At 36.2% G+C, this 26,040-nt stretch carries 26 protein-coding genes, 2 pseudogenes and 1 other annotated feature; of the genes and pseudogenes, 11 read left to right on the plus strand and 17 right to left on the minus strand.

Annotated elements, in window-relative coordinates; genetic code table 11:
• Positions 1-485: 485 nt before the first annotated feature.
• From ACIGHG_RS13955 to acsA, 7 genes are all read right to left on the minus strand, one after another.
• Entirely contained in the window at positions 486-1,052 is a 567-nt protein-coding gene (locus ACIGHG_RS13955; RefSeq protein WP_090918231.1) for a mechanosensitive ion channel family protein, read from the minus strand.
• A gap of 61 nt (positions 1,053-1,113) precedes the next feature.
• On the minus strand, positions 1,114-2,370 hold the full coding sequence (gene tyrS / locus ACIGHG_RS13960; RefSeq protein WP_336471402.1) for a tyrosine--tRNA ligase: 1,257 nt from the start codon (positions 2,368-2,370) through the stop codon (positions 1,114-1,116).
• Between the two features lie 65 nt (positions 2,371-2,435).
• Positions 2,436-2,662 (minus strand) — a binding site (T-box leader).
• 101 nt (positions 2,663-2,763) lie between these two features.
• The gene (locus tag ACIGHG_RS13965) at positions 2,764-3,006 is read right to left on the minus strand and encodes a hypothetical protein (protein WP_396548947.1); all 243 of its coding nucleotides are present in this window, start codon (positions 3,004-3,006) and stop codon (positions 2,764-2,766) included.
• A complete protein-coding gene (locus tag ACIGHG_RS13970) occupies positions 2,987-3,532 on the minus strand; it encodes an RNA polymerase sigma factor (RefSeq protein ID WP_336470965.1) in 546 nt (181 codons plus the stop codon). Before ACIGHG_RS13970 ends, ACIGHG_RS13965 begins: the two co-directional genes overlap by 20 nt.
• A complete protein-coding gene (locus tag ACIGHG_RS13975; RefSeq protein ID WP_336470964.1) occupies positions 3,513-3,968 on the minus strand; it encodes a hypothetical protein in 456 nt (151 codons plus the stop codon). The genes ACIGHG_RS13970 and ACIGHG_RS13975 overlap by 20 nt, the downstream gene beginning before the upstream one ends.
• 178 nt (positions 3,969-4,146) lie before the next feature.
• Entirely contained in the window at positions 4,147-4,779 is a 633-nt protein-coding gene (locus tag ACIGHG_RS13980; protein WP_396548949.1) for a LysE family translocator, read from the minus strand.
• A gap of 154 nt (positions 4,780-4,933) precedes the next feature.
• Entirely contained in the window at positions 4,934-6,652 is a 1,719-nt protein-coding gene (acsA, locus tag ACIGHG_RS13985; protein ID WP_396548951.1) for an acetate--CoA ligase, read from the minus strand.
• 185 nt (positions 6,653-6,837) lie between these two features.
• On the opposite strand from acsA, the gene ACIGHG_RS13990 reads away from it, so the two are divergent.
• From ACIGHG_RS13990 to mscL, 7 genes and pseudogenes are all read left to right on the plus strand, one after another.
• Positions 6,838-7,470, plus strand: a complete 633-nt coding sequence (locus ACIGHG_RS13990) for a GNAT family N-acetyltransferase (RefSeq protein ID WP_396548953.1) — start codon at positions 6,838-6,840, stop codon at positions 7,468-7,470.
• 15 nt (positions 7,471-7,485) lie between these two features.
• Positions 7,486-8,130, plus strand: a complete 645-nt coding sequence (locus ACIGHG_RS13995; protein ID WP_396548955.1) for an acetoin utilization AcuB family protein — start codon at positions 7,486-7,488, stop codon at positions 8,128-8,130.
• Complete coding sequence (locus ACIGHG_RS14000) at positions 8,127-9,293, plus strand: acetoin utilization protein AcuC (RefSeq protein ID WP_336470960.1); 1,167 nt, start codon at positions 8,127-8,129, stop codon at positions 9,291-9,293. The genes ACIGHG_RS13995 and ACIGHG_RS14000 overlap by 4 nt, the downstream gene beginning before the upstream one ends.
• Positions 9,294-9,689: 396 nt before the next feature.
• Positions 9,690-10,547 (plus strand): alpha/beta fold hydrolase, encoded by an 858-nt coding sequence (locus tag ACIGHG_RS14005; protein WP_336470959.1) that lies wholly within the window; start codon positions 9,690-9,692, stop codon positions 10,545-10,547.
• Positions 10,547-10,816 (plus strand): annotated as a pseudogene (locus ACIGHG_RS14010) (alpha/beta fold hydrolase); the annotation flags it as partial. The gene ACIGHG_RS14005 and the pseudogene ACIGHG_RS14010, both read left to right, overlap by 1 nt.
• A gap of 365 nt (positions 10,817-11,181) precedes the next feature.
• Positions 11,182-11,931: a C39 family peptidase gene (locus ACIGHG_RS14015; protein ID WP_336470958.1), complete on the plus strand. Its 750-nt coding sequence runs from the start codon at positions 11,182-11,184 to the stop codon at positions 11,929-11,931.
• A gap of 316 nt (positions 11,932-12,247) precedes the next feature.
• A complete protein-coding gene (mscL, locus tag ACIGHG_RS14020) occupies positions 12,248-12,646 on the plus strand; it encodes a large conductance mechanosensitive channel protein MscL (RefSeq protein ID WP_396548958.1) in 399 nt (132 codons plus the stop codon).
• Positions 12,647-12,690: 44 nt separating this feature from the next.
• On the opposite strand, the gene ACIGHG_RS14025 is transcribed toward mscL, so the two are convergent.
• The 5 genes from ACIGHG_RS14025 to ACIGHG_RS14045 form a co-directional block, all read right to left on the minus strand.
• Complete coding sequence (locus ACIGHG_RS14025) at positions 12,691-12,963, minus strand: DUF3917 domain-containing protein (protein WP_090918251.1); 273 nt, start codon at positions 12,961-12,963, stop codon at positions 12,691-12,693.
• Positions 12,964-13,099: 136 nt separating this feature from the next.
• A complete protein-coding gene (gene ccpA / locus ACIGHG_RS14030; RefSeq protein WP_336470956.1) occupies positions 13,100-14,098 on the minus strand; it encodes a catabolite control protein A in 999 nt (332 codons plus the stop codon).
• Between the two features lie 305 nt (positions 14,099-14,403).
• A complete protein-coding gene (locus ACIGHG_RS14035; protein ID WP_336470955.1) occupies positions 14,404-15,474 on the minus strand; it encodes a bifunctional 3-deoxy-7-phosphoheptulonate synthase/chorismate mutase in 1,071 nt (356 codons plus the stop codon).
• 227 nt (positions 15,475-15,701) lie between these two features.
• A complete protein-coding gene (ytxJ, locus tag ACIGHG_RS14040; RefSeq protein ID WP_336470954.1) occupies positions 15,702-16,028 on the minus strand; it encodes a bacillithiol system redox-active protein YtxJ in 327 nt (108 codons plus the stop codon).
• A 1-nt stretch (position 16,029) separates the two neighbouring features.
• The gene (locus ACIGHG_RS14045) at positions 16,030-16,578 is read right to left on the minus strand and encodes a DUF948 domain-containing protein (protein ID WP_336470953.1); all 549 of its coding nucleotides are present in this window, start codon (positions 16,576-16,578) and stop codon (positions 16,030-16,032) included.
• 361 nt (positions 16,579-16,939) lie between these two features.
• On the opposite strand from ACIGHG_RS14045, the gene ACIGHG_RS14050 reads away from it, so the two are divergent.
• Positions 16,940-17,956, plus strand: coding sequence for a trypsin-like serine peptidase (locus tag ACIGHG_RS14050; RefSeq protein WP_336470952.1), 1,017 nt, complete (start codon positions 16,940-16,942; stop codon positions 17,954-17,956).
• 414 nt (positions 17,957-18,370) lie between these two features.
• Positions 18,371-19,486 carry an aminopeptidase gene (locus ACIGHG_RS14055; protein WP_336470951.1) on the plus strand — a complete coding sequence of 372 codons (1,116 nt, stop codon included), beginning with the start codon at positions 18,371-18,373 and terminating at the stop codon, positions 19,484-19,486.
• A 294-nt stretch (positions 19,487-19,780) separates the two neighbouring features.
• Here the strand turns inward: ACIGHG_RS14055 and ACIGHG_RS14060 are convergent, their stop codons facing one another.
• The gene (locus ACIGHG_RS14060) at positions 19,781-20,212 is read right to left on the minus strand and encodes a VOC family protein (RefSeq protein WP_336470950.1); all 432 of its coding nucleotides are present in this window, start codon (positions 20,210-20,212) and stop codon (positions 19,781-19,783) included.
• 293 nt (positions 20,213-20,505) lie between these two features.
• Between ACIGHG_RS14060 and ACIGHG_RS14065 the strand changes: the two are divergent.
• Positions 20,506-20,871 (plus strand): annotated as a pseudogene (locus ACIGHG_RS14065) (hypothetical protein).
• 145 nt (positions 20,872-21,016) lie between these two features.
• Here the strand turns inward: ACIGHG_RS14065 and ACIGHG_RS14070 are convergent.
• The 4 genes from ACIGHG_RS14070 to ACIGHG_RS14085 form a co-directional block, all read right to left on the minus strand.
• The gene (locus ACIGHG_RS14070; RefSeq protein WP_336470948.1) at positions 21,017-21,514 is read right to left on the minus strand and encodes a GNAT family N-acetyltransferase; all 498 of its coding nucleotides are present in this window, start codon (positions 21,512-21,514) and stop codon (positions 21,017-21,019) included.
• Positions 21,515-21,561: 47 nt separating this feature from the next.
• Entirely contained in the window at positions 21,562-21,744 is a 183-nt protein-coding gene (locus tag ACIGHG_RS14075) for a hypothetical protein (protein WP_396548963.1), read from the minus strand.
• 143 nt (positions 21,745-21,887) lie between these two features.
• Complete coding sequence (locus ACIGHG_RS14080) at positions 21,888-22,802, minus strand: phosphotransferase family protein (RefSeq protein WP_396548965.1); 915 nt, start codon at positions 22,800-22,802, stop codon at positions 21,888-21,890.
• Positions 22,790-24,622: a M3 family oligoendopeptidase gene (locus ACIGHG_RS14085; protein WP_396548967.1), complete on the minus strand. Its 1,833-nt coding sequence runs from the start codon at positions 24,620-24,622 to the stop codon at positions 22,790-22,792. The genes ACIGHG_RS14080 and ACIGHG_RS14085 overlap by 13 nt, the downstream gene beginning before the upstream one ends.
• Positions 24,623-25,094: 472 nt before the next feature.
• Here ACIGHG_RS14085 and ACIGHG_RS14090 point away from each other — a divergent pair, with 472 nt between their 5' ends.
• Positions 25,095-25,646 (plus strand): dihydrofolate reductase family protein, encoded by a 552-nt coding sequence (locus ACIGHG_RS14090; protein ID WP_003202991.1) that lies wholly within the window; start codon positions 25,095-25,097, stop codon positions 25,644-25,646.
• Positions 25,647-26,040 lie beyond the last annotated feature (394 nt).

Genomic DNA, 26,040 nt, shown 5'->3' on the forward strand with positions numbered 1-26,040 from the left:
TTAGCTTCTTTCACAATCACCATCTCTTTACTGGCATCATGTAATCACAGAAAAACACCAATATTAATCCGAAAATATTTTTTACCTTTTTTTCATAAATATTACAGTTAGAAGTTTATACGCATTAGATTTTATTTTAAATATTAAAAACAAGACAAAAATCGACACTAATATTATTAAAATGAATTTTTTTTTACTTTTTTTATTTTTTATTCCTAAATTTGTAATTAACACTAGATAAATAAAAGGGGGTTTTTTAGAAATTTTGAATACGTTATAAGTGACAGAAAAATAAGAATTGTTTTGATAAATTAAAGTGCGTCCTTTTTAAGTACCTAAAAACAAAAAAACAAGACAATTTTGTCTTGTTTTTCCACTATATTTTTTTACAAAATATTTCTTCCGTATCTTCTGGTATAAGAAAGTCCTCATACACATTTTATAAGACTCCGGCATCACCGAAGTCCTTTTTCAACCATATTCCCTTACGCTATTTCTTTACGTTTTTCACCTAAAGAGTAGTTCGCAACTTTTGTAATTGAACTGTTCGCAACGAAGTAAATCTCGCCGGTTTCTGCAACGAGCTGCGTCGTACGAAGCCCTACTTCTTCGATGATACCGTCAATATCATTAATTTTCACTTTATCGCCAACTGAAAATTGATCTTCGAAAATAATAAAGAATCCTGTTACAACGTCTTTTACTAAGTTTTGTGCCCCAAACCCAATTGCTAAACCGGCAACACTCACCCCAGCAAGAAGCGCTTTAATATCGATTCCTACTGTTTCTAAAACCGTCATAATGACCATGAAATACACAACATAATGAACAATATTTTGACAAAGCTTCGTTAATGTCGCTTCACGTCTTTCATTTGTACGCACAGGCGCTTTGCTGCTCATCTTAAATATTTGTTCAATTCCTACAGAAGCTACGCGAATAATCACTTTTGCCGCAATAAAAATAACAATAATTTTCAGGATGGTTTCCCCAAAGCTAATTAATTTGTCCGGATTTAAAATATACTCATCTACAATTTTCTGAATATCCAAAATGTTAACTCCTCTCCTTTAAAATGCAAAAAGCGTAAGAATTCTTACGCTTTTTGGCATGTTAGTAACGAATTAAGAAATATTTTTTCTTCCCGCGGCGAATGATTGTAAATTTACCTTCAATGCGGTCTTTTTCTGTTATCATGTAGTCTAACTCTTGTGTACGTTCACCATTTACATAAACCGCACCATTTGTAATATCTTCGCGTGCTTGACGTTTTGACGGTGAAATTTTACTTTCCACAAGTACATCCACTAACAATGCATCTTCTACACTACGCTCTACAGATGGTACATCCTTAAATCCTTGCTCAATTTCCGCTGCTGTTAATTCTGCAACAGAACCGCTAAATAATGCTGCTGAAATTTTAATTGCTTGCTCTAATGCTTCAACACCGTGAACAAGTTTTGTCATTTCAGAAGCTAATGCTTTTTGTGCTTCACGCTTTTCAGGTGCTTCTGCAACTTGTTTTTCTAACTCAAGAATCTCTTCATGAGATAAGAATGTGAAGTATTTTAAGTATTTCACAACATCACGATCATCTGTGTTAATCCAGAATTGGTAGAATTCGTACGGCGTTGTTTTTTCTGGGTCTAACCAAACCGCTCCGCCTTCTGTTTTTCCAAACTTCGTACCATCAGATTTCGTTACAAGCGGTACAGTTAAGCCGAATGCTTTCGCATCTTCTTCTGATTTACGGATTAATTCTAAACCAGCTGTAATGTTCCCCCATTGGTCACTACCACCAATTTGTAACCTACAACCGTGCGTTTGGTATAAGTTTAAGAAATCGTATGATTGTAAAATCATGTAACTAAACTCAGTGAATGAGATACCTGTTTCTAAACGAGATGCAACTGTATCTTTTGCTAACATGTAGTTTAAGCCAAAGTTTTTACCGATATCGCGTAAGAATGTAATTAAATCTAAAGAACCAATCCAATCGTAGTTGTTTGCGATTGTTGCTGGATTACCTTCTTTATTGAAGTCTAGGAAGTTAGAAAGCTGCTCTTTAATACGCTCACTGAAAAAGGCAACTGTTTCTTTTTCATTTAATGTACGCTCTGCTTTCTTACCACTTGGGTCACCAATTAAACCTGTAGCTCCGCCAACAAGTGCGATTGGCTGATGCCCTGCTTGTTGGAAACGACGTAATATTAAAATTGGTAGCATATGACCAATATGTAAACTATCAGCTGTTGGGTCAAAACCGCAGTATAATTTCACACTTTCTTTCTCTAATAGTTCTTGCAAACCTTCTGCATCCGTTTGTTGGTTAATTAGGCCACGAAACTCAAGATCTTGTAAAATGTTCATCATATTCACTCCTTTAAAAATAATTTGTGCGCGGAATTTAAAAACATAAAAAAATCGCCCCTTCAATAAGGGACGATTTTAATCATCGCGTTACCACCCTAGTTGCAGATAAAAAACCTGCCACTTCATTCACATAACGGCTCATCACCGTCTTTCCCCTTTCGGATGAAATCCAATCGAAGAAAGATGCTCCAGGGTCGTAATTCGCGATCATTTATGTGCTGATTTTCACCGGCCATCAGCTCTCTAAAACAGGGAAATGATCACTACTGTTCCCTTTCCACGCTCGATTATTTATATACTTCTCTTTATAACATCATTTGTATATGCCTGTCAAATGCAGCTGGAAATTTCTCGGTTGTGATTTCGTTATATTACTTTTCCAAAATTTCACTAGCGAGCAATAAGTATCGTCAATAAAGAAAGGAGCGGAACACTGGCTAACAGAGAGATGTGAAACACAATTGATAAATCATTACCAATTGTCGCTTCAACAGGATCTTTAGCCGGAGACCCAAGAAAGCGTAAAAATCGATCTCCCCTATTCACTTTTTGCGGAAAATCAGGAACTTCCACATGATCACTATCTAAATGCTGTTTCAATCTATATTCTTTATCAAAGGGATTTTCGGTCAATTTCATCCACCTCCAACAATTGCTTCAATTTCTTAATACCATGATAAAGCCTCGATTTCACCGTTCCTATAGGAATATCTAGTACCTCTGCGATTTCCTTTTGTAGCATATCATGATAATAAGAAAGAATAAGGACCGCTCGTTGGTCTTCTGGAACCTTCAAAATTGCTTCTCTCACTGTAAGACGGTCTTCTTGCGAAAATTCCTTCTCTTGAATCGGTACAAGAAATGGTATAAGTGAACGCCATTTCTTTCTTCGATTCAGTTTATTAATCATAAGCCGATAACCAATTTGAAACAAATATGTTTTAATCTTTCCTTTTTCAATCGCATACATATGTTTCTTACGTTCTAACGTCAAAAATGTGTCTTGAACGAGGTCTATACTCAGCTGTTCATCACGGTTAAAACGATATAAAAATGTATATAACGCCGGTTTGATTAAAACATATAATCTCTCCCCCGCTTGTTCATCTCCTTTTTGATAGGCGAGCATTAATTCCTCCTCAACCCCAATTTGCGTCATGTTTTTTAATCTCCTTTATCCCCTTTAATGTTAGAGATAAGCGGATAATTAAATATAAACTTGCAACAATCGTCCATACTTGTGATTGATTCGTAAAAAATTGTACATACGGATTTCGAACTGTTAATCCGCTTGAAATTAGGAAATTTAACACCTGTACACATATACAAGCGTATGCTGCAATGCAAACCGATATGGTATCAAATACATTCCAGTGAAAATAAACTTTTGTTTTTGTAAAGTCGATTTTGTTCCCAGCTTTTCGCACGATATATTTCTTATCAAAAGGGATAAGGATGGAAAATATAATGATCATCATACATGCTATCGTAATCATTGAAACTTTAAATCCTATCGCTATAGGCAAAAGTGTACCTAAAGCAATTACGATTATAATACTGATCAAAACGAATGAAAGCATCCATTTATTCGACATATGAAGCGCCCCCTAATTTATTTTTCATAAACTTATACAAATGATGGAGGCAAATGGTTCAAAAAATTATTTTATTTTTTTATCCTGCTGCTTTTGGGCAGTAAGAGTCCGATTGGGTGAGCTTTCCATCAGCAGGGATGAGGCTCCCCACTAACGGCAGCTTTACTTATAAAAGTGACTATGGTCGTTTTTCCAGCGCTAATTTAATCCCAAATGCCAAAAGTACAAAACCACTTATCCCTTGAATAGCCCGCTCTGTAGACGGCTTTTTCATCCATGTACGAATTGCATTGATTAAATAAGTATAGAGTATAAACCATAGAAAGGTTAAAACTGTATATGTCATTCCCATAATAAAAAGTTGAAAAAACGTATTTCCATCATGCTGTATAAATTGCGGTAAAAACGTTAGAAAGAAAATAGCTACTTTGGGATTTAACAAATTGGTAAGAAAACCTTGTCGGAAGCAAGAAGCACCTTGATACTTATTTTTAACTGTACTATCCTCTGTTTGTTTTCCTTTCTTCCGTAAAGACCATAATGATACGCATCCTAAATAAATAAGATAAATAGCACCAATATACTTAAAAATAAAAAATAAAAATGCCGATTTAACAAGAATTGCAGAAATCCCAAGTACAGCTGCTAACGTATGAATACTTAAACCGCATAGAATACCAAAAACAGTCTTCATTCCGCCTTGTTTCCCCTGCAGTATTGTATTCTGAGTTACTAATCCCGTATCAGGTCCTGGCAAAATAATAAGAAAAATTGACATAGTAACAAAAAGATAATATTGCGTCACTAACATCCCTCCAAAAGATAAAATCTTTTCTTTATGTCATTGTATTAACCTTCTTGCATGCTCTGCTACATATTACGTATAAGTTATCTGTAACGCTGCACAATTTCATTATACGCTAAACAAGAAAGGCCTGAACGAAGAATGTTCAGACCTTTCTTGTTTAATCTTCCATCGTAGACAAGTCACCTGTTGGTAAGTTTAACTCCCATGCCTTTAATACACGGCGCATAATTTTACCGCTTCTCGTTTTCGGTAATTTATCTCGGAATTCAATTTGTCTCGGTGCCGCATGAGCTGCAAGACCTTTTTTCACAAATTGGCGAATTTCTTCTTTTAATTCTTCAGATGGTTCGTAACCTGCGCGCAGTGCGATAAACGCTTTAATAATTTCTCCGCGAACTGGATCCGGAATACCAATTACACCAGCTTCAGCTACAGCAGGGTGCTCGATTAATTTACTTTCTACTTCAAATGGACCAACGCGCTCACCTGACGTCATAATAACATCATCAATACGCCCTTGGAACCAGAAGTAGCCATCTTCATCCATATACGCAGAGTCACCTGACACATACCAGTCTCCTGGCATAAAATAAGACTCATATTTTTGCGGGTTATTCCAAACAGCACGCATCATCGATGGCCAGCCTTTTCCAATCGCTAAGTTCCCCATTGTGTATGGCGGCAATTCGTTTCCTTCATTATCAACAATTGCTGCCTTTACGCCTGGTATTGGTTTTCCCATAGAACCCGGGCGAATTTCCATGCATGGATAGTTACAAATAACTTGTCCTCCTGTTTCAGTCATCCACCACGTATCATGAATGCGAAGATGGAACACTTTCATCGCCCAGCGAATTACTTCTGGGTTTAACGGTTCCCCAACACTTAAAATATGACGAAGATCTGATAAATCATACTTCTTCAGCGTATCGTCACCAGCACCCATTAACATGCGAAATGCTGTCGGAGCGCTATACCAAACTGTTACACCGTAATCTTGAAGCGTTTCATACCAAGCATCCGGACTAAAGCGTCCCCCTAAAACTACATTGGAAGCTCCGACTAGCCACGGCGCAAAAATACCGTATGATGTTCCAGTTACCCAGCCTGGATCGGCCGTGCACCAATACACATCATCTTCTTTTAAATCCAGCACCCATTTTGCTGTTTGATAATGCTGCACCATTGCATTTTGAACATGCAGCACACCTTTTGGTTTCCCTGTTGAGCCAGATGTATAATGTAAAATGAGCCCATCTTCTCTTCCAAGCCATTCAATTTTTAACTTATCAGAAGCTTGTTCAAAAAGTGGATTAAATGCTACAATTTTACCGCCTTCTTCTACACCTTCTCCAACAACAAATACCGTTTTTAACGCTGGTAAATCATTAAATGGTATACGTTCTAACAATTCCGGTGTTGTTACAAGCACCTTTGCTTCACTATCCACCAGGCGGTCACATACAGCCGCTTCCATAAAAGCTTCAAATAATGGACCAACGATTGCTCCAAGCTTTGTTGCACCAAGTAAAGTAAAATACAATTCCGGCGAACGGGGCATAAAAATAAAGGCACGGTCGCCTTTTTCAACATCCCCATAATTTTTTAAAACATTTCCTGCTTTATTCGACAATTCCTTCATTTCTTTAAATGTATATTTCTCTTTTCTCACACCATCTTGATAATACAATGCTACTTTATTTTTTCGGTGGGATTTGGCATGTCGATCAATGGCCTCATAGGCCATGTTTACTCGCCCAGTTTCATGCCAAGAAAAATTTTGATTAACTTCTTCCCAATTAAAGTTTTGATATGCTTCATCATAATTTAACAAATTGTTTTCCCCTTGAATAACTGGAAGTGTTTCTACTTTCATTCTTTACATCCCCCTTCTATGTACCGTATAAGTGTATTATAAATATATATTTTATAATTTTCAGTATTTTTTAAGAATTTTAGACATTTTTTTACTGACAAATTTCGATTCACATCGCATACTGAGTACAGTAGTATGAAAATAGATAGTAGATTCACAAAGCCCTGAAGGTGGTGAGCCTAAAATTGATTCATAGCAAAGTTTACAATGTAAGAAATTTAAAAACACCAAAAGGAACTTTAATTATTGAAGGTCCTGTCCAGACACATAATTTAGAAACATATGAATTTCATCCTGATTTAATTGCCTTTCGACCTGCGGCTCAGCAGTATAAAGCAATTGTCGAGATTTCTAAGTTACCAGAAGCTCGAATTATTATTGCTCGTCATGAACATACAATTGTTGGCTATGTAACATATTTATACCCAGACCCTCTTGAACGATGGTCTGAAGGAAAAATGAAAAATTTAATTGAGCTTGGTGCAATTGAAGTTGCTCCTGATTTTCGCGGCTGCGCTGTTGGAAAGAACTTATTAGAAGTTTCTATGATGGATGACCATATGGAAGACTATATTATTTTAACAACTGAATATTATTGGCACTGGGATTTAAAACAAACTGGACTCAATGTCTGGGAATATCGAAAAGTAATGGAGAAGATGATGAATGCTGGTGGACTGGAATGGATGGCAACAGATGATCCTGAAATTTGTTCACATCCAGCAAACTGCTTAATGGTTCGCATTGGAAAACGCGTTGATACAGCATCCATTCAACAATTTGACCGCTTACGCTTCAAAAATCGTTTCATGTACTAAAAGGGGGATTACATCATGATCGTTGAAGAAATCATGAAGCAAAATGTAACAACGCTGCGCCCAACTGACACGATTGAAACAGCCTTGAGAACATTAGCAGCACATAGTATTCGGCACATTCCAGTTGTAAATGAAAAATATGAAGTTGTCGGCATTATTTCCGACCGTGACGTTCGCGATGCGAGTCCGTCCATTCTTGATGAACACGTTTTAAAGGATTCTCTTAAAGAGCCGATTGAACGTATTATGAAGCATCCTGTTATGACATGTCATCCTCTTGATTTTGTTGAAGAAATTGCCACGTTATTTTTTGAAAATAAAATTGGCTGTCTTCCTGTTACAAAGAGCGGTAAACTTGTCGGCATTATTTCGGAATCAACAGTATTACATACACTCGTCAAATTAACAGGTGCTCATCAACCAAGTTCACAAATTGAAATTCAAGTAAACAATGAACCTGGTATTCTCGGAAAGGTCGTTGCTGTTTTCAGTGAACTGAAAATTAACATAGTGAGCGTTCTCGTCTATCCAGCAAAAGAAGAGCGCGACAAAGTTCTTGTATTCCGCATTCAAACAATGAATCCTCTTAAAGCAATTGAAGAGCTAGAACAAAAAGGCTACCATGTTTTATGGCCAAATATTGCGGGGATGGGAACATGAAAAATGTATTCATTTACTCAGAAAATTATCAGGGCTATTCCTTTAGTCCTGATCACCCTTTTAATCAGCTTCGGGTAAAGCTAACGTATGATTTACTGCAAAAAGGTGGATTCATACATCCTTCACAGATCATTCCTCCACGAATGGCAACAGATGAAGAAATTGCTTTAATTCATACAGAAGAGTACATAAATGCGGTAAAACGTGCTGGAGAAGGAACAATAGAACAATCACTTGCAATGTCCTATGGTCTTGGAACAGAAGATACACCCATGTTTCAAAACATGCATGAAGCGAGCGCCCTTCTTGTTGGCGGCACCTTAACTGCGGTCGATGCAATTCTTGAGGGAAAGGCAGAGCATGCTCTAAATCTCGGCGGTGGATTACATCACGGCTTTCGCGGAAAAGCATCTGGGTTTTGTATTTATAATGACAGCTCGATTGCCATTAAATATATACAACAAAAATATGGTCTTCGTGTTTTATACATCGATACAGACGCTCATCACGGTGATGGTGTGCAGTGGTCCTTTTATGACGATCCTAACGTATGCACAATTTCATTGCATGAAACAGGGCGTTACTTATTTCCAGGAACAGGAGCTGTAAATGAGCGTGGTCAAGGGAATGGCTATAGCTATTCTTTCAACGTTCCTCTTGATGCTTTTACAGAAGATGACTCATTTATTCATGCATATCGCACTGTTATTCGAGAAGTCGCTGACTATTTCAAACCTGATATTATTTTAACGCAAAACGGAGCTGATGCTCATTATTACGATCCTCTTACACATCTTTGTTCAACAATACAAGTTTACCGTGAAATTCCAAAGATTGCTCATGAAATTGCTCACGAATACTGCAATGGCCGCTGGATTGCAGTCGGCGGCGGCGGTTACGATATATGGCGCGTCGTTCCAAGAGCTTGGGCGCTCATTTGGCTCGAAATGAACAACATCCAAAACATCTCAGGACATCTCCCACCAGAATGGATTGAAGCTTGGAAAGGACAAGCTAAGACAGACCTCCCGCTCACCTGGGAAGACCCAGACAACATGTATAAACCGATTCCACGCAAACAAGAAATTGAAGAGAAAAACGAATTAACTGTAGCAAAGTGCCTTGAGATAATTCGGAATAATATGAAAAAGGTGTTATATTAAAAAAACGATATAAAAACCCTTTTCTTTTTAAGGGGAGACGAGAGCATCTGGCCGCGTATAGTAGCGGTCAGGTCTTTTTTCTGCCACATGCGAAGTTTTACACAAAGAGAGAGAGCAAATAGCGGGCATGTTTTGTCTGCATAGTTGCGACCTATATAAATACAAATTAAAAAATCGACATTAAAACCGTCTTTCTTTTTAGGTGGGCGAGAGCATCTGGCCATGCATAGAAGCGGTCAGGGCCTTTTTCTGCCACATGCAAGGTTTAAAACAAAAGAAGAAAGCAAGTAGCAGTCATGTTGTATTCTGCATAGCAGCGACTTATATGTCGAAAAATTAAAATGGATATATATATTGAAAATTTAAAATAGATTTATATAAAAAGGAGATACACTTATGTGGAAACAACAACTTATCCATACAGACCGAGGAACTTTTGAACTATTTACAAAAGGACACGGAGAGCCGCTCTGTATTACACACCTTTACTCCCAATTCAATGAAACGGGCGACTATTTTGCTGACAGCTTTACATCCTTACATAAAGTTATATTAATTAATTTAAAAGATGCAGGAAATTCAGTAACTGCTTCTCAAGAAGACGAGTTAAGTATGGAAGAAACGATTCAAGATTTAGAAGCCATTCGAGAAGCGCTGCGCATTTCATCATGGCATTTTGCAGGGCATTCTACTGGCGGTATGCTTGGACTTTTATATGCTATAAATTATCCACAGTCCTTACAATCGTTAGTAGTCGTTGGCGCTGCTGCTAGTGATTACTCCAAAATGAAAGACTGTATTTATCATCCAGAACATCCGCAGTTTGCATATATGCAGCAGCTCATCGAGGATTTGAAATTACCACATCTTACGAAAAAAGAAAGAACTACTTTATCAACTGAGCGTACAAAGTTATCCTTATACAAGCCAGAACAATATGAAACATACTTCTCAAAAGCAATCTATAAAACGATGGCCGCAAGCCGTATGAACTATTTTGCAAAAGAATTTCGCAGCTTTGATGTAAGCGAACAACTTGCTAATGTAACAACAAAAACGTTAATACTTTGTGGACAACATGACGTACAATGTCCAATTGCATCTTCCTTGCAAATTCATAAAGGCATACGAGACTCTTCATTCATTCCTTTCGAACACAGCAATCATTATCCATTTTTAGAAGAGGAAGAGAAATTTTCATCGGTGATTACAGCATTCTATCATTCCTTGAAGGAAGGTAGTGAACATTTATAATGCTTCAAAATGGAATTACTTACATAACAGTGAATCACATACGACATTGGTGTAAAATTGCCGGTGCAGAACATAAGACAATACCAATTGTCGTTGTTCACGGTGGGCCAGACGGAAATCATTATACATTTGAACGAACAATTGGTCCAAAACTAGAGGAATTTACGACTGTCATTTACTATGAACAACGCGGGTGCGGACGTTCTGATGCCCCCGAAAATGAAGAAGATTACTCGATCCCTATTCTAGTCGATGACCTTGAAAAACTAAATTTGTAGCCTCCTTTTTCTATATGGGAGCATTTTTATTTTTCAACATATAGATTACTGCTATGTAGAAAAAAGAGGCCCGCTCTCGCTTCTCTCAAAAGAATGAATCTATATCGTTTTTATTTGTGTTTATATATTATATGTGTATCCTCTTAACACTCCATATAAGCGAATCAATCCCTTTTGAAAAATAAGAAATCGTTTTTTCCTTAAAAACATTAATATGAAAAGAAGAAAAAATTGTATTCCTTCTGATTAAACCGAATCCGTGATCTTTTGAATATTTTCATAAGAAATGAAAGAATCTAATTATACAAACGCTACCATTACAACATGTATGGCACTATATAACAAAGGTGGATGCTATGAAAAAATTTTTAATTTTGTATATCCTATTCACAGTTATAACAGGCCATTCGTCCAAACAGGAAGAAGCCGAATTAACAAAAAATGTGAAATATTCACCATCCCACAATGAAACATCGCAACCTCCTGCTCCTACAGCTCCTCCAAAACAAGAAAAAGTTATTTTAGATGTACCGCTCATACCTCAAAAACCCGAGCTGAAATTCGGCTGTGAAGTGACGAGCTTAGCAATGGTACTGCAGCACGCTGGCGTAAAAGTCGATAAAATGGAATTAGCCAACAATATCAAAAAAGACAATGATCCTCCGTCTGTGAGTAAAAACGGAGACATTCTTCAATGGGGAAATCCTAAAGAAGGTTTCGTTGGAGATATAACAGGAGAAAAGATGGGATATGCCGTCTACGTTGAACCACTGCAACAATTAATGGAGCGTTATCTTCCAAATCGCACAATAAATTTAACTGGAAAATCTTTTGATGATGTACTAGCTCAAGTCAAAATGAATAAACCTGTAGTGGTTTGGACGACAGGAGATTACAAAATTCCTGACAGATGGGCATCTTGGCAACACGGAAACGAAAAAATTACAGCTCCTCTAGATTTACACGCCGTTGTGCTCGTAGGTTTTGAGAACGGTTATATTTATATTAATGATCCTTTAACTGAGAAAAAAGCACTGAAAGTAAACAAAGAAACATTTATTCAAGCTTGGGATGCGTTAGGAAAACAAGCTTTGTCGTATCGTTAACAAATACAAAAAGGATGTGCTCTTTAAAAGCACACCCTTTTTCTCATTATTTTGCTTCCGTCTGCAGCTTGTAGCTCTACTTTGCGTCCGGCAAATAGCTCTATTTTTGGATCTTTATCTAAAATAACTTGGATAGACTTATTATCAATTGCTTCATACCTTACTAGAAATTTGCAACAAAAAAAGGAAAACGTGTTCAGTTTTCTGAATTTATTTTTATTCTCCTCTACTCTTTATTTCTATCTTAACTTTATATAGAATGTGTTGATAGGAATAATAAAATTCATAGTGAGTCGTGGAAAGGGTGGAATTATAAATGTGGAACGAGTTTAAAAAATTCGCTTTAAAAGGGAACGTTATGGATTTAGCCGTCGGGGTTGTAATTGGCGGCGCATTTGGTAAAATTGTTTCTTCATTAGTAAATGATGTTATTATGCCATTGATCGGAATTTTACTAGGTGGTATTGATTTGACAGATCTTGCTTATCCAGTAGGTAAAGCTACATTAAAATACGGTGCATTCATTCAAACTATTGTTGACTTCTTCATCATCGCGTTCTCTATCTTCTTATTTATTAAGTTATTTAATAAGCTAACATTCAAAAAAGAAGCAGAAAGGAAAGAAGAAGTACCAGCACCAACAAAAGAAGAAGTACTTCTTACAGAAATTCGCGATTTATTAAAACAACAAAACGCATCAAGAGATAATGCATAATCAAATAGATAAAGAGAGCAGGTACTGTATGCCTGCTCTCTTTTCTATAACGTTTCTGAGTTTGTATGAATAAACAAAATAATTCCTGCAACAAGTAAAATAATGATAGCGCCTACAAATAATGTAGTAGAAAAAAATATAAACTTCTCATGTACTTGTTCTCCAGCGCTTTCTAAAAAAATGGAAGCAACATATGTGATTAGGGCTATTCCTGCCAAAGTACTGCCAGGAATAAATCGTCTTATACCACTCTGTTTTAATGTCATATAAGCAAATAGAGCCGTCGCACAAAGTGTAATTCCCCAAAGAATGATCATTTCATCTCCCCCTCACATAGCCTTTAGTATCATTATACATTAGAAATAATGTTAAAGCGAAGCTTCCATTTCAAAGCAACTATACTCGTTTCAAAATAAAAAACTCGCGGTTATATTCCCACGAGTTTTCTTCTTATTACTTCGTTGAATTTCTAAACTGAATGCGGTGCGGTAAAATAACTGTATGATCTTCCACCGTTTCTTTGTTCATATATTTTGTTAATAAACGCATTGCAACCGCTCCGATGTCATACATTGGTTGTACAACTGTTGAAAGCTGCGGGCGTACCATAATGGCAAGGCGTGTATTGTCAAAACCAAGTACTTCTAAATCATTTGGTACGTTTAAACCTTTATCTTGTGCTGCATGAATTACGCCTAGTGCCATTTCATCAGAAGATACGAATACAGCTGTTGGTTTTTCAGCAAGTTCCCATAGTTTGTCTAATGCTTCCATACCAGAATCGTACGTGTAGTCACCATCCACAACAAGCTCTTCATCGTAAGCAATACCTGCTTCTTCTAATGCTCGTTTGTAACCTTGTAATTTTTTCGCACTGCCTGCTTTATCAACGTAAGGGCCAGATACGAAACCAATTCTTGTATGACCTTTCTCTAAGAAATGCTTCATTGCATCATACGCTGCTTGTGTGTAATCGATATTTACAGATGGTGTAATATTTTGCTCATCAAACGATGCCGCAAGTACGATTGGAACAGGAGATTTTTTAAATTCTTCTACGTGAGTCTCTGTAATATCTTCTCCCATAAATACGATACCATCTACTTGTTTCCCAAGCATTGTATTTAATAAATGGAATTCTTTCTCTTTATTTTGGTCAGAGTTACTTAAAATAATGTTATATTTGTACATTGTTGCGATATCTTCAATACCACGTGCAAGTTCTGAATAAAACGTGTTAGAGATATCTGGAATAATAACTCCAACTGTTGTTGTTTTCTTACTTGCTAATCCGCGTGCTACTGCATTTGGACGATAACCAAGGCGCTCAATCGCCTCTAATACCTTCTTTCTTGTTGTTGGTTTTACATTTGGATTACCGTTCACAACACGTGATACTGTTGCCATTGAGACATTTGCTTCACGCGCTACATCATATATTGTTACGTTCATCTTTTCACACACTCCTTTATAAAATTCATCTATATAATATGTATCAGTTAACTTGAATGAAAAAAAAGACATCCACTCTACTTAAAGATGTCACTTCCGAGCCCTTTCACTAATGATACGATACAAATAAGGATTGAGACAATATTTTCCCGAAAAAGTTTCGAAAAAATTCGTTCCTTTTCTTATATTTTCATATTTTTAATATAAAAATACCCATTTTCCAGAAAAAAATCTATGCAGCACACAGCTACATAGATTTTCGAAGCCATTATCCCACTATTTGTGGATAGTAAGCTATCCGCTTACTATCTCATACGAAATGCTTTTAATTCATTCATAAATGCATTGAACTCTGGAATATCCATTTGCTGCGCCGAATCAGAAAGTGCTACAGCTGGATCAGGATGTACTTCTGCCATAATTGCATCTGCACCGATTGCCATTGCCGCTTTTGCAGTTGGCAATAATAAATCACGGCGCCCTGTTGAATGTGTTACATCAACAACAACTGGCAAGTGCGTTTCTTTCTTTAAAATTGGTACAGCAGAAATATCTAACGTATTTCGCGTTGCTTTCTCATACGTACGAATACCGCGCTCACATAAAATAATATCGCCATTTCCTTGTGCAATAATATATTCTGCCGCATACATAAATTCTTCAATTGTTGCGGATAATCCTCGTTTTAATAATACCGGCTTATTCACAGAACCAGCTGCTTTTAACAGCTCGAAGTTTTGCATATTACGTGCACCAATTTGAATGACATCTACGTAATCAAGCGCCATTTCAATATCATTTGGATTTAGAATTTCACTAATAACAGCTAAATCATACTCATCTGCTACTTGGCGTAAAATTTTCAACCCTTCAATACCAAGACCTTGGAAATCATATGGTGATGTACGTGGTTTAAATGCTCCGCCGCGCATAAGTTTTAAGCCTTGTTCTTTCATTACCTCAGCTACTTGGCGAACTTGTTCATAGCTTTCAACTGCACATGGTCCCATAATAAAATGCGCATTGCCATCACCAATTTTTTCACCTTTAATGTTAACAATCGTATCATCTGACTTTTTCTTACGGGATACAAGAAGGGCCTTACGATGATCATCTTCTTGCAACTCTAACCCTGTTTTAAAAATTTGTTTAAATAAATGTTGAAGCGTTGATGTTTCAAATGGCCCATCATTATTTTCCGCAATTAAATCGAGCATTTTGCGTTCACGTACTGGATCAAAACGTTTCACACCTTGTACTTCTTTTAACTTGCCGACTTCTTGTACAAGCCGACCGCGTTCATTTAATAACTTTAAAATTTGTAAGTTCGTTTCGTCAATTTGAGAACGTAATCGATCTAACTCCTGTGATGCCATAATAAAGCCACCTCTTTCAAGTTTTATATGTATACTAATAAGTAAATATAAATATCATTCATAAGATAATTTATTATATATGATACATATGCAGATGTCACTTCATACACATCGCACGAGAATGCATATGGAATCGTTATTTCCCCTTCATTTAATCGTAAAATATATAGCCCGTCAATATTATTTTCAGAAAATAAAGAAAAGCAAGCGTGTTTGCTTGCTTTTCCTTATTTCATATTTTCTTTTAATGCTTGCTTTGTAATGTTCCAATGTGATGCATGCCAGAAAACTTTACCATCTTTTATGTATAATACTTGCGGCGATTCATGTCTAATTCCAAAGTGCTCAGCAATCTTATTGGAAACAGGACGTGCATCCTGTACATATAAATAATATGCTGGCACAGCTTGCTCTTCACTGCGATATTCTTGAAACGCTGTGAAAGCACCGTGGCTAATTGGACATGTTGTACTATGTTTAAACAAGATATATGGCTCTTTACTTGCTGTTATTCCTTCGAATTGTTCCATTGTTTCAATCTTTGTCATATTCATATTATTCACCTCTCATTCGAATCGGAAGCCGTGGCAATTTCTTTTCTTTTTTCGGCTTTTTCTCTGTTCTTTCAAACTTCTCTACTTCATCTTCTTTCTTTTTTGTCCGGAAGCGATTGTACACATCAATGACCGCATTACTCCATTGTACTACTTGCGCTACTTTATCAGCATTATTTTCTACTTGATGTGCAACAGAATCAGAAACGCCGCGTAATCGTGTATTTAGAGAATGAATCGTTGTTCCGATTCCCTCTACACCTTCCATCACTTTATTTAGCGACTGTGATTTCTTTTGAATATCATCTGCTAATGCATTTGTTTTATGAAGAAGTTGCTCTGTTTCCACTGTAATGCCCTGCATTTGTTTTTCCAGGCCTTCCATCGTACTTGCGACATTTTCTAACGTTTTTTGAACAGATACTAATGTTCTACATACATATACAACTAATACGGCAAACGCAATTGCGATAATGGCTACACCGACGTATAAAAGAATTTGCATACGAACCACTCCTTTATATTTTTTATTCTTTTTTCTATTATACAATCATTTTCTGTTTCATTCTAATTGTTCCATATTTGGCTATGAATTTTACCTTTTATTGAAATAAAGTGAACCTTCCGCCCAATTAAGTACATGCCAGTCCCCCACATATTTTCTTTGTTTCCTAAATATCTTGAAATGGGAATGCAAGATGAATCCATTTTAATTTTTGAACCTATAAGTCACTGCTATGTAAAACAAAAAGTGGTCTTCACTCGTTTTTTCTTTATATGTGGTCATGAAAGGGACTACATACAAACAAAAAATTTTATGCGAATGTTTCAATTTGTTTTCATAGTGAATAACGAATTGAAATATGATATGATTGTGGCTGCAATTACCAAATATATCCAAGGGGGCATTTATGAAAAGACTACATTTTTTGGTTTTTGGAACTATATTTAGTATAATTTTCACATTATGTTTAAGTACTAATTTAGCATTTGCAACATCTAATGATGAAAATACTACTTTAAGAAATAACGATTCTCTTACCCAATCTAAAACTGCTCCAACAATCCCACCTACTATTCAAGATCCAAAAAATACAGAAGATCCTGCCGGCTATTGGACAAAAGAAAAGATGAAAAATGCAATTCCAGCAGACAAAATTAAAAATGATGGAAAAAAAGAAACGAATCCAGAGCAATTTGAATCTTCTTTAATAGGAGAGCCTACTAATATTTCTGATCCCGTTCTACCCGAAACTAACAATAACATAAACGAAGCAAATGTAGTTGTTCCATCTACAGCAGGAAAAGTATTTTTTTCATATGGCGGAAAAGATTATGTTTGTTCTGCTTCTTCAATTAATAATAATTATAAAAATCTTGTTATAACAGCAGGCCATTGTGTCCATGGAGGGAAAGGGAAAGGATGGCACTCAAATATTGCATTTGCTCCGGCATATCGTAATGGTTCAACACCTTATGGTATTTGGAACTGGAAAGACGCTCGGACATTCAACTCCTGGATAAATGATAGTAATTTTAGCTACGACCAAGCATTTTTTACTGTTTTCCCGAGGAATGGAAAAGACTTAGTAAATACGATTGGAGGGAACGGACTTTCGACTGGATATGGTACGAAGCAACCAGACGTTCGTATTTTTGGTTGGCCCGCCGAAAAACCATATGATGGACAGATAGCTTATTATTGCGACGGACCTACAACTAGTAGAGGATTGTTTAGCAGCGATGCCGCCATGAGTTGTGGTATGAATGGAGGAGCTAGTGGAGGGCCTTGGTTGAGAGAAAGAATTAATCAAGATCTTGGTTATGTTTTTGCAGTGACATCTCGGCGTTCAACTTCTGGCACACCAACTTTATATGCAACCCCTAACTCTAAAGATGTTAAAACAATGTTTGATCAAATGAAATAAAGTATAAACTATTTATTGATAAATAGCATGTATAAAAAAAGAGTAACCAGAAATACATACTGGTTACTCTTTTTCGTTTTAGGAAACCCGAACTTTCATCTCCTCAATTTATTGAGGAGATAAAAGTTTGGTCAGATGCGGTAGGTATTTACTACCTATCAAGTATCTGAAAGTCTTGTGACAACCAGTAGTGGTGTTGAGCACGCCCGTGATGTACCGACTTTTGTTGGGAATCCGAAGCTCTCCATTTTAATGGAGATGTAGTTCACGGCAGGAAATAACCCTTATCTACAACTTATCCTTTTCACATTTTACATTTATAATTTTCTTGCCAATATTTTGATAAATTATTAAACAAATTCAGATAAGTAGGTTACAATAAGGAAGGATACATATATAAGGGAGGCTTTACATATGAAAGACCCACGTATTGAAACATTAGCAAAAAATTTAATTAATTACTCTATTCGTTTACAAAAGGGCGAAAAAGTATTAATTGAAAACTTCGGTTTACAAAAAGAGCTAGTAACAGCACTTGTAAAAGCTGCATATGAAGCTGGTGGCTATCCATTCGTACTATTAAAAGATCATCAAGTAGACCGCTCTTTAATGATGGGCGCAACAGAAGAACATTTCGAGCAAATCGCTGCGTATGAAGCAAGCGTAATGAAAGATATGGATGCTTATATCGGCCTTCGCTCTGGTGATAACGTAAATGAACAAGCTGACGTTCCGAGTGAGCGTATGAAAATTTATGGAAACACAGTAGGTAAAAAAGTACATAGAGACATTCGTGTTCCAAAAACAAGATGGGTTGTCCTTCGTTATCCAAACGCTTCTATGGCACAGCTTGCAAAAATGAGCACAGAAGGATTTGAAGACTTCTACTTTGACGTATGTAACTTAGACTACGCGAAAATGGATAAAGCGATGGATAATCTTGTTGAGTTAATGAACAAAACAGATAAAGTACGTCTTGTTGGACCTGGCACTGACTTAACATTCTCTATTAAAGACATCCCGGCAGTTAAGTGTGCTGGTCATTTAAATATTCCTGATGGCGAAGTATACTCTGCACCTGTTCGCGATTCTGTTAACGGTACAGTTTCTTACAACACACCATCTCCATACAACGGTTACATGTTCGAAAATGTAAAACTTACATTTAAAGACGGTAAAATTGTTGAAGCAACTGCAAACGATACAGAACGCATTAACAAAATTTTCGACACAGACGAAGGGGCACGCTACGTTGGTGAATTCGCAATCGGCGTAAATCCATACATTTTACATCCAATGGGTGATATTCTATTCGACGAGAAAATCGACGGTAGCTTCCACTTCACTCCTGGACAAGCATACGACGATGCGTGGAATGGCAACAACTCTAACATCCACTGGGATTTAGTATGCATCCAACGCCCTGAATACGGCGGCGGAGAAATTTACTTCGACGACGTATTAATCCGTAAAGACGGCCGCTTCGTTGTACCTGAATTAGAAGCGTTAAATCCAGAGAACTTAAAATAAAAAACAAAAGGTGAGCACAGGTTGTTGTGCTCACCTTTTTATTATATAAATACAAATTGAAAAACTAATATAAAAAACCCTTTTCTTTTTCGGTGGGCGAGAGCATCTAGCCATGCATAGAATCGGTCAGGGCCTATTTCTGCCACATGCGCAGCGAAAACCAAAAAGAGCAAACAAGTGCAGGTTCCTTTTTTTCATAACACCAATCTATATGTTAAAAAACAAATTGGATTTATATATAAGACTCTGTTAATTTCTTCTTGAACGCACCCGATAGTAGATGTACTAAATAAATTAGAAAGCAATCATAGCCCCTCTTTCATCAAATACAGAATCCGGGTTCCAAGCAACCTCCCAAAGATTGTTTTCAGGGTCAGCAAAATATGCTGTTCTCCCTCCCCAGAACGCATCGCTTGGCTCTCTTAAAATTCTTCCGCCTACTTTGCGAATCTCTTCAATTGTTGTATCAACTTGTTCAGGATGATCTACGTTAATCGCAAAAGTGACACCGCGAAACGTTTCTACATCTTGAGTAATTGAAACGCCAGCATCCTTTGCTAATTCCTCAATAGGAAAGATAGAAAGAATAACACCTGCCGTTTTAAAAGCAGCGTAATTATCTGAACTTATTTCCGTTTCTTCCCACCCTAAACTTTTGTAAAATGCCCGAAGAACCGGCAAGTTAAACGCACCAATTGTTATTAAGCTTACTCTTTGTAGTACCATGATATTCCCCCCATAATATATAGAAACACTTGTTAAGTGACAAAAAGTTGTTTAATTTACAATAAAGTCGGTTAAAAAATAATAAATTTCTTTAATTCTTATTGGACTAACAGGCAGGTTAGTTGAAGAGTGTTAGTTAACTTGTGTTCAACAATTGGGCCATATTGTTGAGAATCCCTCTCAAAGAGAGTTAGTTATTTATGTTAAAATATTGCGAGTGAAATAAGGGCTCTTAACGATTTTATCAAGTATCAAGCAAAATAATTCAGAAACGAAGAAGGGACAGTACTAATATGGAAAACGTATCAAATGTAGATAAATTGGAATCAATAAAATCTTTACAATCGACAATTAGTAAACTCGAAAATGCCTTGTCATAGATGACTCAGAAAGGTGCAAATACTACCTTAGTAAAGAAACGACTCAAAGCTGTTTGCATCGGCTTAGCAATGCTAGAAAACGTTTGGAATCAAAGACCCCATCATTACACCCAGGAAGATTTAGCAGAGGCTCGCAATGTTCTTACTGGTTTGCTTCCATCAATTGAGACCATTTATGATAAGTCAAAGGCTAGTAGTCCCCAAAGAACGCTTTTAGAAAGAAGAATAAAAGCGTTGAAACTAGCTATTCAAGTGATTGACAACTTTTCTAATAAATAACTCCCCTAACTAAATAGAGTATAACGGGGGCTTTATAGTTCAATAAAAATTAAACAACTTTAAAGAGTCTTACTACAAGAAAATGTAGTAGGGCTCTTATATTTTTATATCGAAATTAAATAACTTTATTATCACTTTACAACACTTACATACTCCCGCTCGAATGAAACACTTGAATTGGACCATCCCAATCTGCTTTCCTAATCTCTCGATACTCATTATTTGTGTATAAAGAAATGACTTTTCTCCAAAACGCTTGAGCTGGAGTATTTTCTTCCATCTCTGCAACTTCCCATTCCCCAGGGAATTTACAAAACAATTGGATAGCTGCTTGTTTTCCTACACCATTTTTCCGATACTTTTTCATTACAAAAAATTCTGACATCGAATAGTATGTACGACCATTTTCCTCGATCTCTCTGATCAATGCGAAACCTGCATATTTTTCGTTCACTTTTATAAAAAATGGAAAGCGACCTTCCTCTGTAAAATAATGATCTACGTACATATATTCATACAAACCGTGCTCATTCACATCTTCAGGATCAAATTCGCTGAAATCGTATTTATATAGTTCCGTCAAATTCTTTAAAACTGTTTTGTTCTCTAGTTTTACTTTTTCAATTTTAAAATTGATATCCATGTTCTTTTCTCCTACTTATAGTATATATTCATATAAAATGTCTTAATCTAAGTTCTCGCTATAATAATAGCTGCAAAAGGCATATTTGCTCCGCTACCTTGTTCTGTAAATACGATAGAGAATCCAACCGCCTCTAATTCGGTTACATATCCTTGTATTGATAATGTTTTCCCGGCTGAACATAAGGGCACTTCAACCTTTTTTATACCTTCAGGAGTAGAGACCTGCACTTGCTTTCTCCCTTTGTTTTAACCATTGCACGTGGCAGAAAAAGGCCCTGACCGCTTCTACGCATGGCCAGACGCTCTCGCCCACCTAAAAAAATAAGGTTTTTATGTCGTTTTTTTAATTTGTATTAATATAAAGTTTCACTCTATAAAACTTTATGTATTTCGTTATTAATTACTTCAACGCGTTCCTTATAATACAGCCCTTTCTCTTTTATTTTAAGCTGAGCGATAAAAAGGTTCGCAAGCATCAACGCCGTATCAAGCCTGTAAAACAGACAAACACTTTGAGGAAGAGAATCAAAAATATGCTCATCTTTATACCCAGCTTTAAATTCACTCCAATTCACTTCATTCACTTCCGCTATTCTCATCAGTTCGAGAAGCGGATGACCAATAAGAGCATTATCCCAGTCAACGATTGCCTGAATTTCTCCGCCATGACCAATTATATTGGCAGGTCGAATATCCATATGAAGCAGCCTCTTTATCTGTTCCCCCTCCTTTAAAATTGCTTCAATTTCTTCTGCTTTTGGAAATGGAATACGTAAAGAAGTAATTTCGTTAAATGATTGTAGCCTTCTAACAAGGCGCTCTGCTATATGCTTTTCTGTCGACTGTCCATTTTCATTTTCATAATGTAAATCTTCAATCGGCATATGATGAAGCTTATTGGCTAATTCTCCAATTTTGTAAGAAGAAATCGGAGTGGAGTCAGTAACTATATAGTCTGAAATTAGAAAATCAAGTTCCTCAGAAAGATGCAGTCCATGAGCAGCTGGCACAGGAATTCCTTGAGAATGACAAAACTCTGAAAGCTTTGCTTCCTTTTGTAATGAAAGGCGACTGCTAAATAAATTTTCATTTATATTAGCGACTTCACGTTCCCATGGTACACGAAAAGCGAAAGAACCTGTTTCTGAATCTCCTCGAAACACAACATTTTGTACACCGCTTCCTGCTACTTCCAAACTTTTAATTCCCAACTCTTTATATTCGCTAGTTAATATGTTTTGTAGTTTCGTTCTTAACTCTTCTGTTTTTGATGCTACATTCGGCATTTCATTCCCTCCACACTCAGAGACTTCTCTGTTAAAGCAAGAAAATCTTTTATATCTTGTAAAACAATTTGCATTGCTTTCTCCCAAAATTCTTGTTTTGTTAAATCAAAACCAAGATGTTGAAAAGCTAATTGCTCAGCAGTCATTCTCCCAGTATCTCGAAGCAAATCTATATACTTTTCTTCAAAGGAATGTCCTTCTTGAAGAGCATTTGCGTAGATCCCTTGGCTAAATAGAAAACCAAATGTGTACGGGAAATTATAAAAAGGTTTATCTGTGAAATAGAAATGACGATTCCAAATCCATGAAAGATCATGATAAGAAGCAAGATAATCATTGAACGCATACTGTTGAGCCTTCTCCATCAACTGGCTCAATTCATCTACTCCTACAACCCGCTTTTTTCGGATTTCATAAAAATCTTTTTCGAATATAAAATTTCCCTGTACTCCTATTAAATAACTAAGCGCAGTTTGTATCTTTGCCTCTAGAAGGAGCAGTTTTTCATGTTCATTTGAAATATCTTGCATGACCTTATTTAAAATAATCGTTTCAGCAAAAGTAGAAGCTGTTTCACTAACAGCCATCGTATACTGCTGGGCAAATGGAGGAACATCACTTGAAATAATGCCTTGATGAAAGGAATGTCCTAATTCATGGGCAAGTATAGCGAGATTATTATGTGTTCCTTGGAAATTCATGAAGATGCGCGCTTGCTTTGTTAGTGGAAATCTAGCTGAGAATCCCCTACTTGCTTTTGTATCTCTGTTTTCAGAGTCAATCCAGCCTTCCTGAAATGCTCTTTCTGTGTAATCCGCTAATTTAGGGCTAAAAGAGTGAAAACCAGTAAGGATTATTTCAGCAGCCTCTTCATATGTATAAGTCTTGGCTACTTTTCCTATAGGCGTATAGATGTCGAACCAATCCATTTTTTCTAATCCTAGTAAACGTGCCTTTCTTTTTAAATATGAATTTATTATTGGCTTACTTTGATTGACAGCTTCCCACATAGAATCAAGCGTTGTTTGTGACATTCTATTGTAGCGAAGCGGTTCTGTTAAAATGGAATCTACTCCCCGGTGTTTATATACTTGCAATCGAAAACCAGCAATGTTATTTAAAGCTGCTGCGCATGTCTCAGCCACTTTTTCCCCTGCATGATGTAAGGCATTTACGCGATTTCTTCTACTATGGTGATTGATAGATGAATGTAATAGATTATAGACTTGTCCAAAACTAAGGTATTGCCTTTGTCCTTCTTCCTCTAAAACAATCTTCGTTTTTCCAGTGACAGAGTTATATAAATTGACCCATGCATGATATCCATTAATAGAAAGATCCTGAATTAACTTTTCCTGTGCTACTGGTAATTTCCCTCTCGCCTTTTCTCTTTTTTCTTGCAGTGGATAAGCAAGCTGGTTTATTTTTTCCAGTTGCAATAGCCGCTCCCAAATCTCATCCGGTATATGTACCAACGCTTGTTCAAAATCGTTTATGACAATCTCAAATTGTGATGAAATATCCCTTACTTTTTCACTTAATATAATAGCCTTCTCATCTTCAACATTTTCTGATTTCAAACATTCCACAAAGTGGGTTGCCTCAAGTAAGCGAGTAGATAGCTCTTGGATTCGATTCATTTGTTCGATCCACCGTTCGAATCCACTTATTGCTTCCAGTTCCTTCGTTTCTATTGTTGTCGCTGTTTCTTTAGAAATATCTTCCTCTAGTTCTATGAGAAATTGTTTAAATTCAGAAGACTCACTTCCTCCAGGGAAAATTCCCTCCAAACTCCAACGTTGTTGTAAAGCCTCACGCAATGCATTCGCCCCCTAAAAAAACCATCATTATCCATATTATACCACAAAAATATTAGTAAATTCAGAAAAAAGAAGAAACGCCTCTCTGTACTTAAATAGACTAAACTAAGAAGAGGATATTATGTTCAATATATGAGCATATATCCTCTTTTCTTATACATATTAGATTAGTTATACAGATATTGAAAATACAGTTTAATATGCATATAATATTCAGAAAATATCGCATACTTAGGCGGAGGACGTAACCCATAGCGGGAGGCGTAGTGAGTGTAAAATGACAATAAAATTGTTGAATTTCCAAAGGAGTAGTTACATTTACAATAGAGTTATTTAAAAATGTCAGTGATGGTATTCAATTAACGAAATAAAGTTTATTCAGTTAACTGAGCAGTTTGATTAATACATAAAGGAAATTAAGCTGGTTTCATAGAATTAATTAGGCAATTCATTATCTTGGAGGAATGACTGAATGGCTGAATTGATTTATCATGTTGCGGTTTCACTGGACAATTTTATTGCGGATCAAGGTATGATAGAAGGAAATATTAATAATTCTCTCTTTTTATTTGAGGGGGATCATGTCCCAGACTTTTTAGCAGATATTCAGGAATACGATGCCGTGTTGATGGGGGGGAAAACATATGAGTTTGGGTTTCAATTCGGTGCTAAACCTGGTGAACCTGGATATAAGGGCATAAAACATTACATATTTTCAAACTCCATACAGTTTGAGGCAAACGAGGAAGTTGAACTTATTAAAGGAGATGCTATAGGGTTTATTAAGAACCTCAAAAAACAATATAACGGTAAAATTTGGTTGTGTGGAGGCGGAGAATTGGCTGGGTCGTTGTTTAAACATAAACTTATTGATCAATTAGTATTAAAGGTTAATCCAATTATAGTCGGTGAAGGTATTTCTCTATTTGGTAGCGTAAAACCACGTCTTAAATTAAAGTTAGTGGACATGAAACAGTATTCTAATGGAGTTATCAAACCTACTTACAATATTATTTATACTTAGAATTATCATGGAGAACTACTTTTTTAAATTAATTTTAAAAAATAAAATTTCATCCAATTGTTCCACTATTGCAGAAGAATACTTAACTTATTAAAAAACTTTATTGTTGCTGATTTTTTTAAAATTAGAGAAGGATAAATAAAATTAAACAATTATTCTAAACATCGTTCGATTGTTCGGACGCTGTTATGCGTGTTTATAGCGTAGAAATTAAACAACTTTATTATCATTACATAATTAAGGAGAAGGGAGTTAAATGGAATAAGATTGCTTAATAAAAGAAGTAATGAAAATATGACTACAAGGGGAAGAGTTATGAAGCATAAAACATCAGAAAGATTATTTAGAATAGATTGCGGAGATATCTATCTCCAAGAGTTTTCCATTAAAGATG

Origin of the sequence: Bacillus sp. NPDC077411 (genome assembly GCF_044543425.1) — a bacterium.
GTDB lineage: Bacteria > Bacillota > Bacilli > Bacillales > Bacillaceae_G > Bacillus_A > Bacillus_A bruguierae.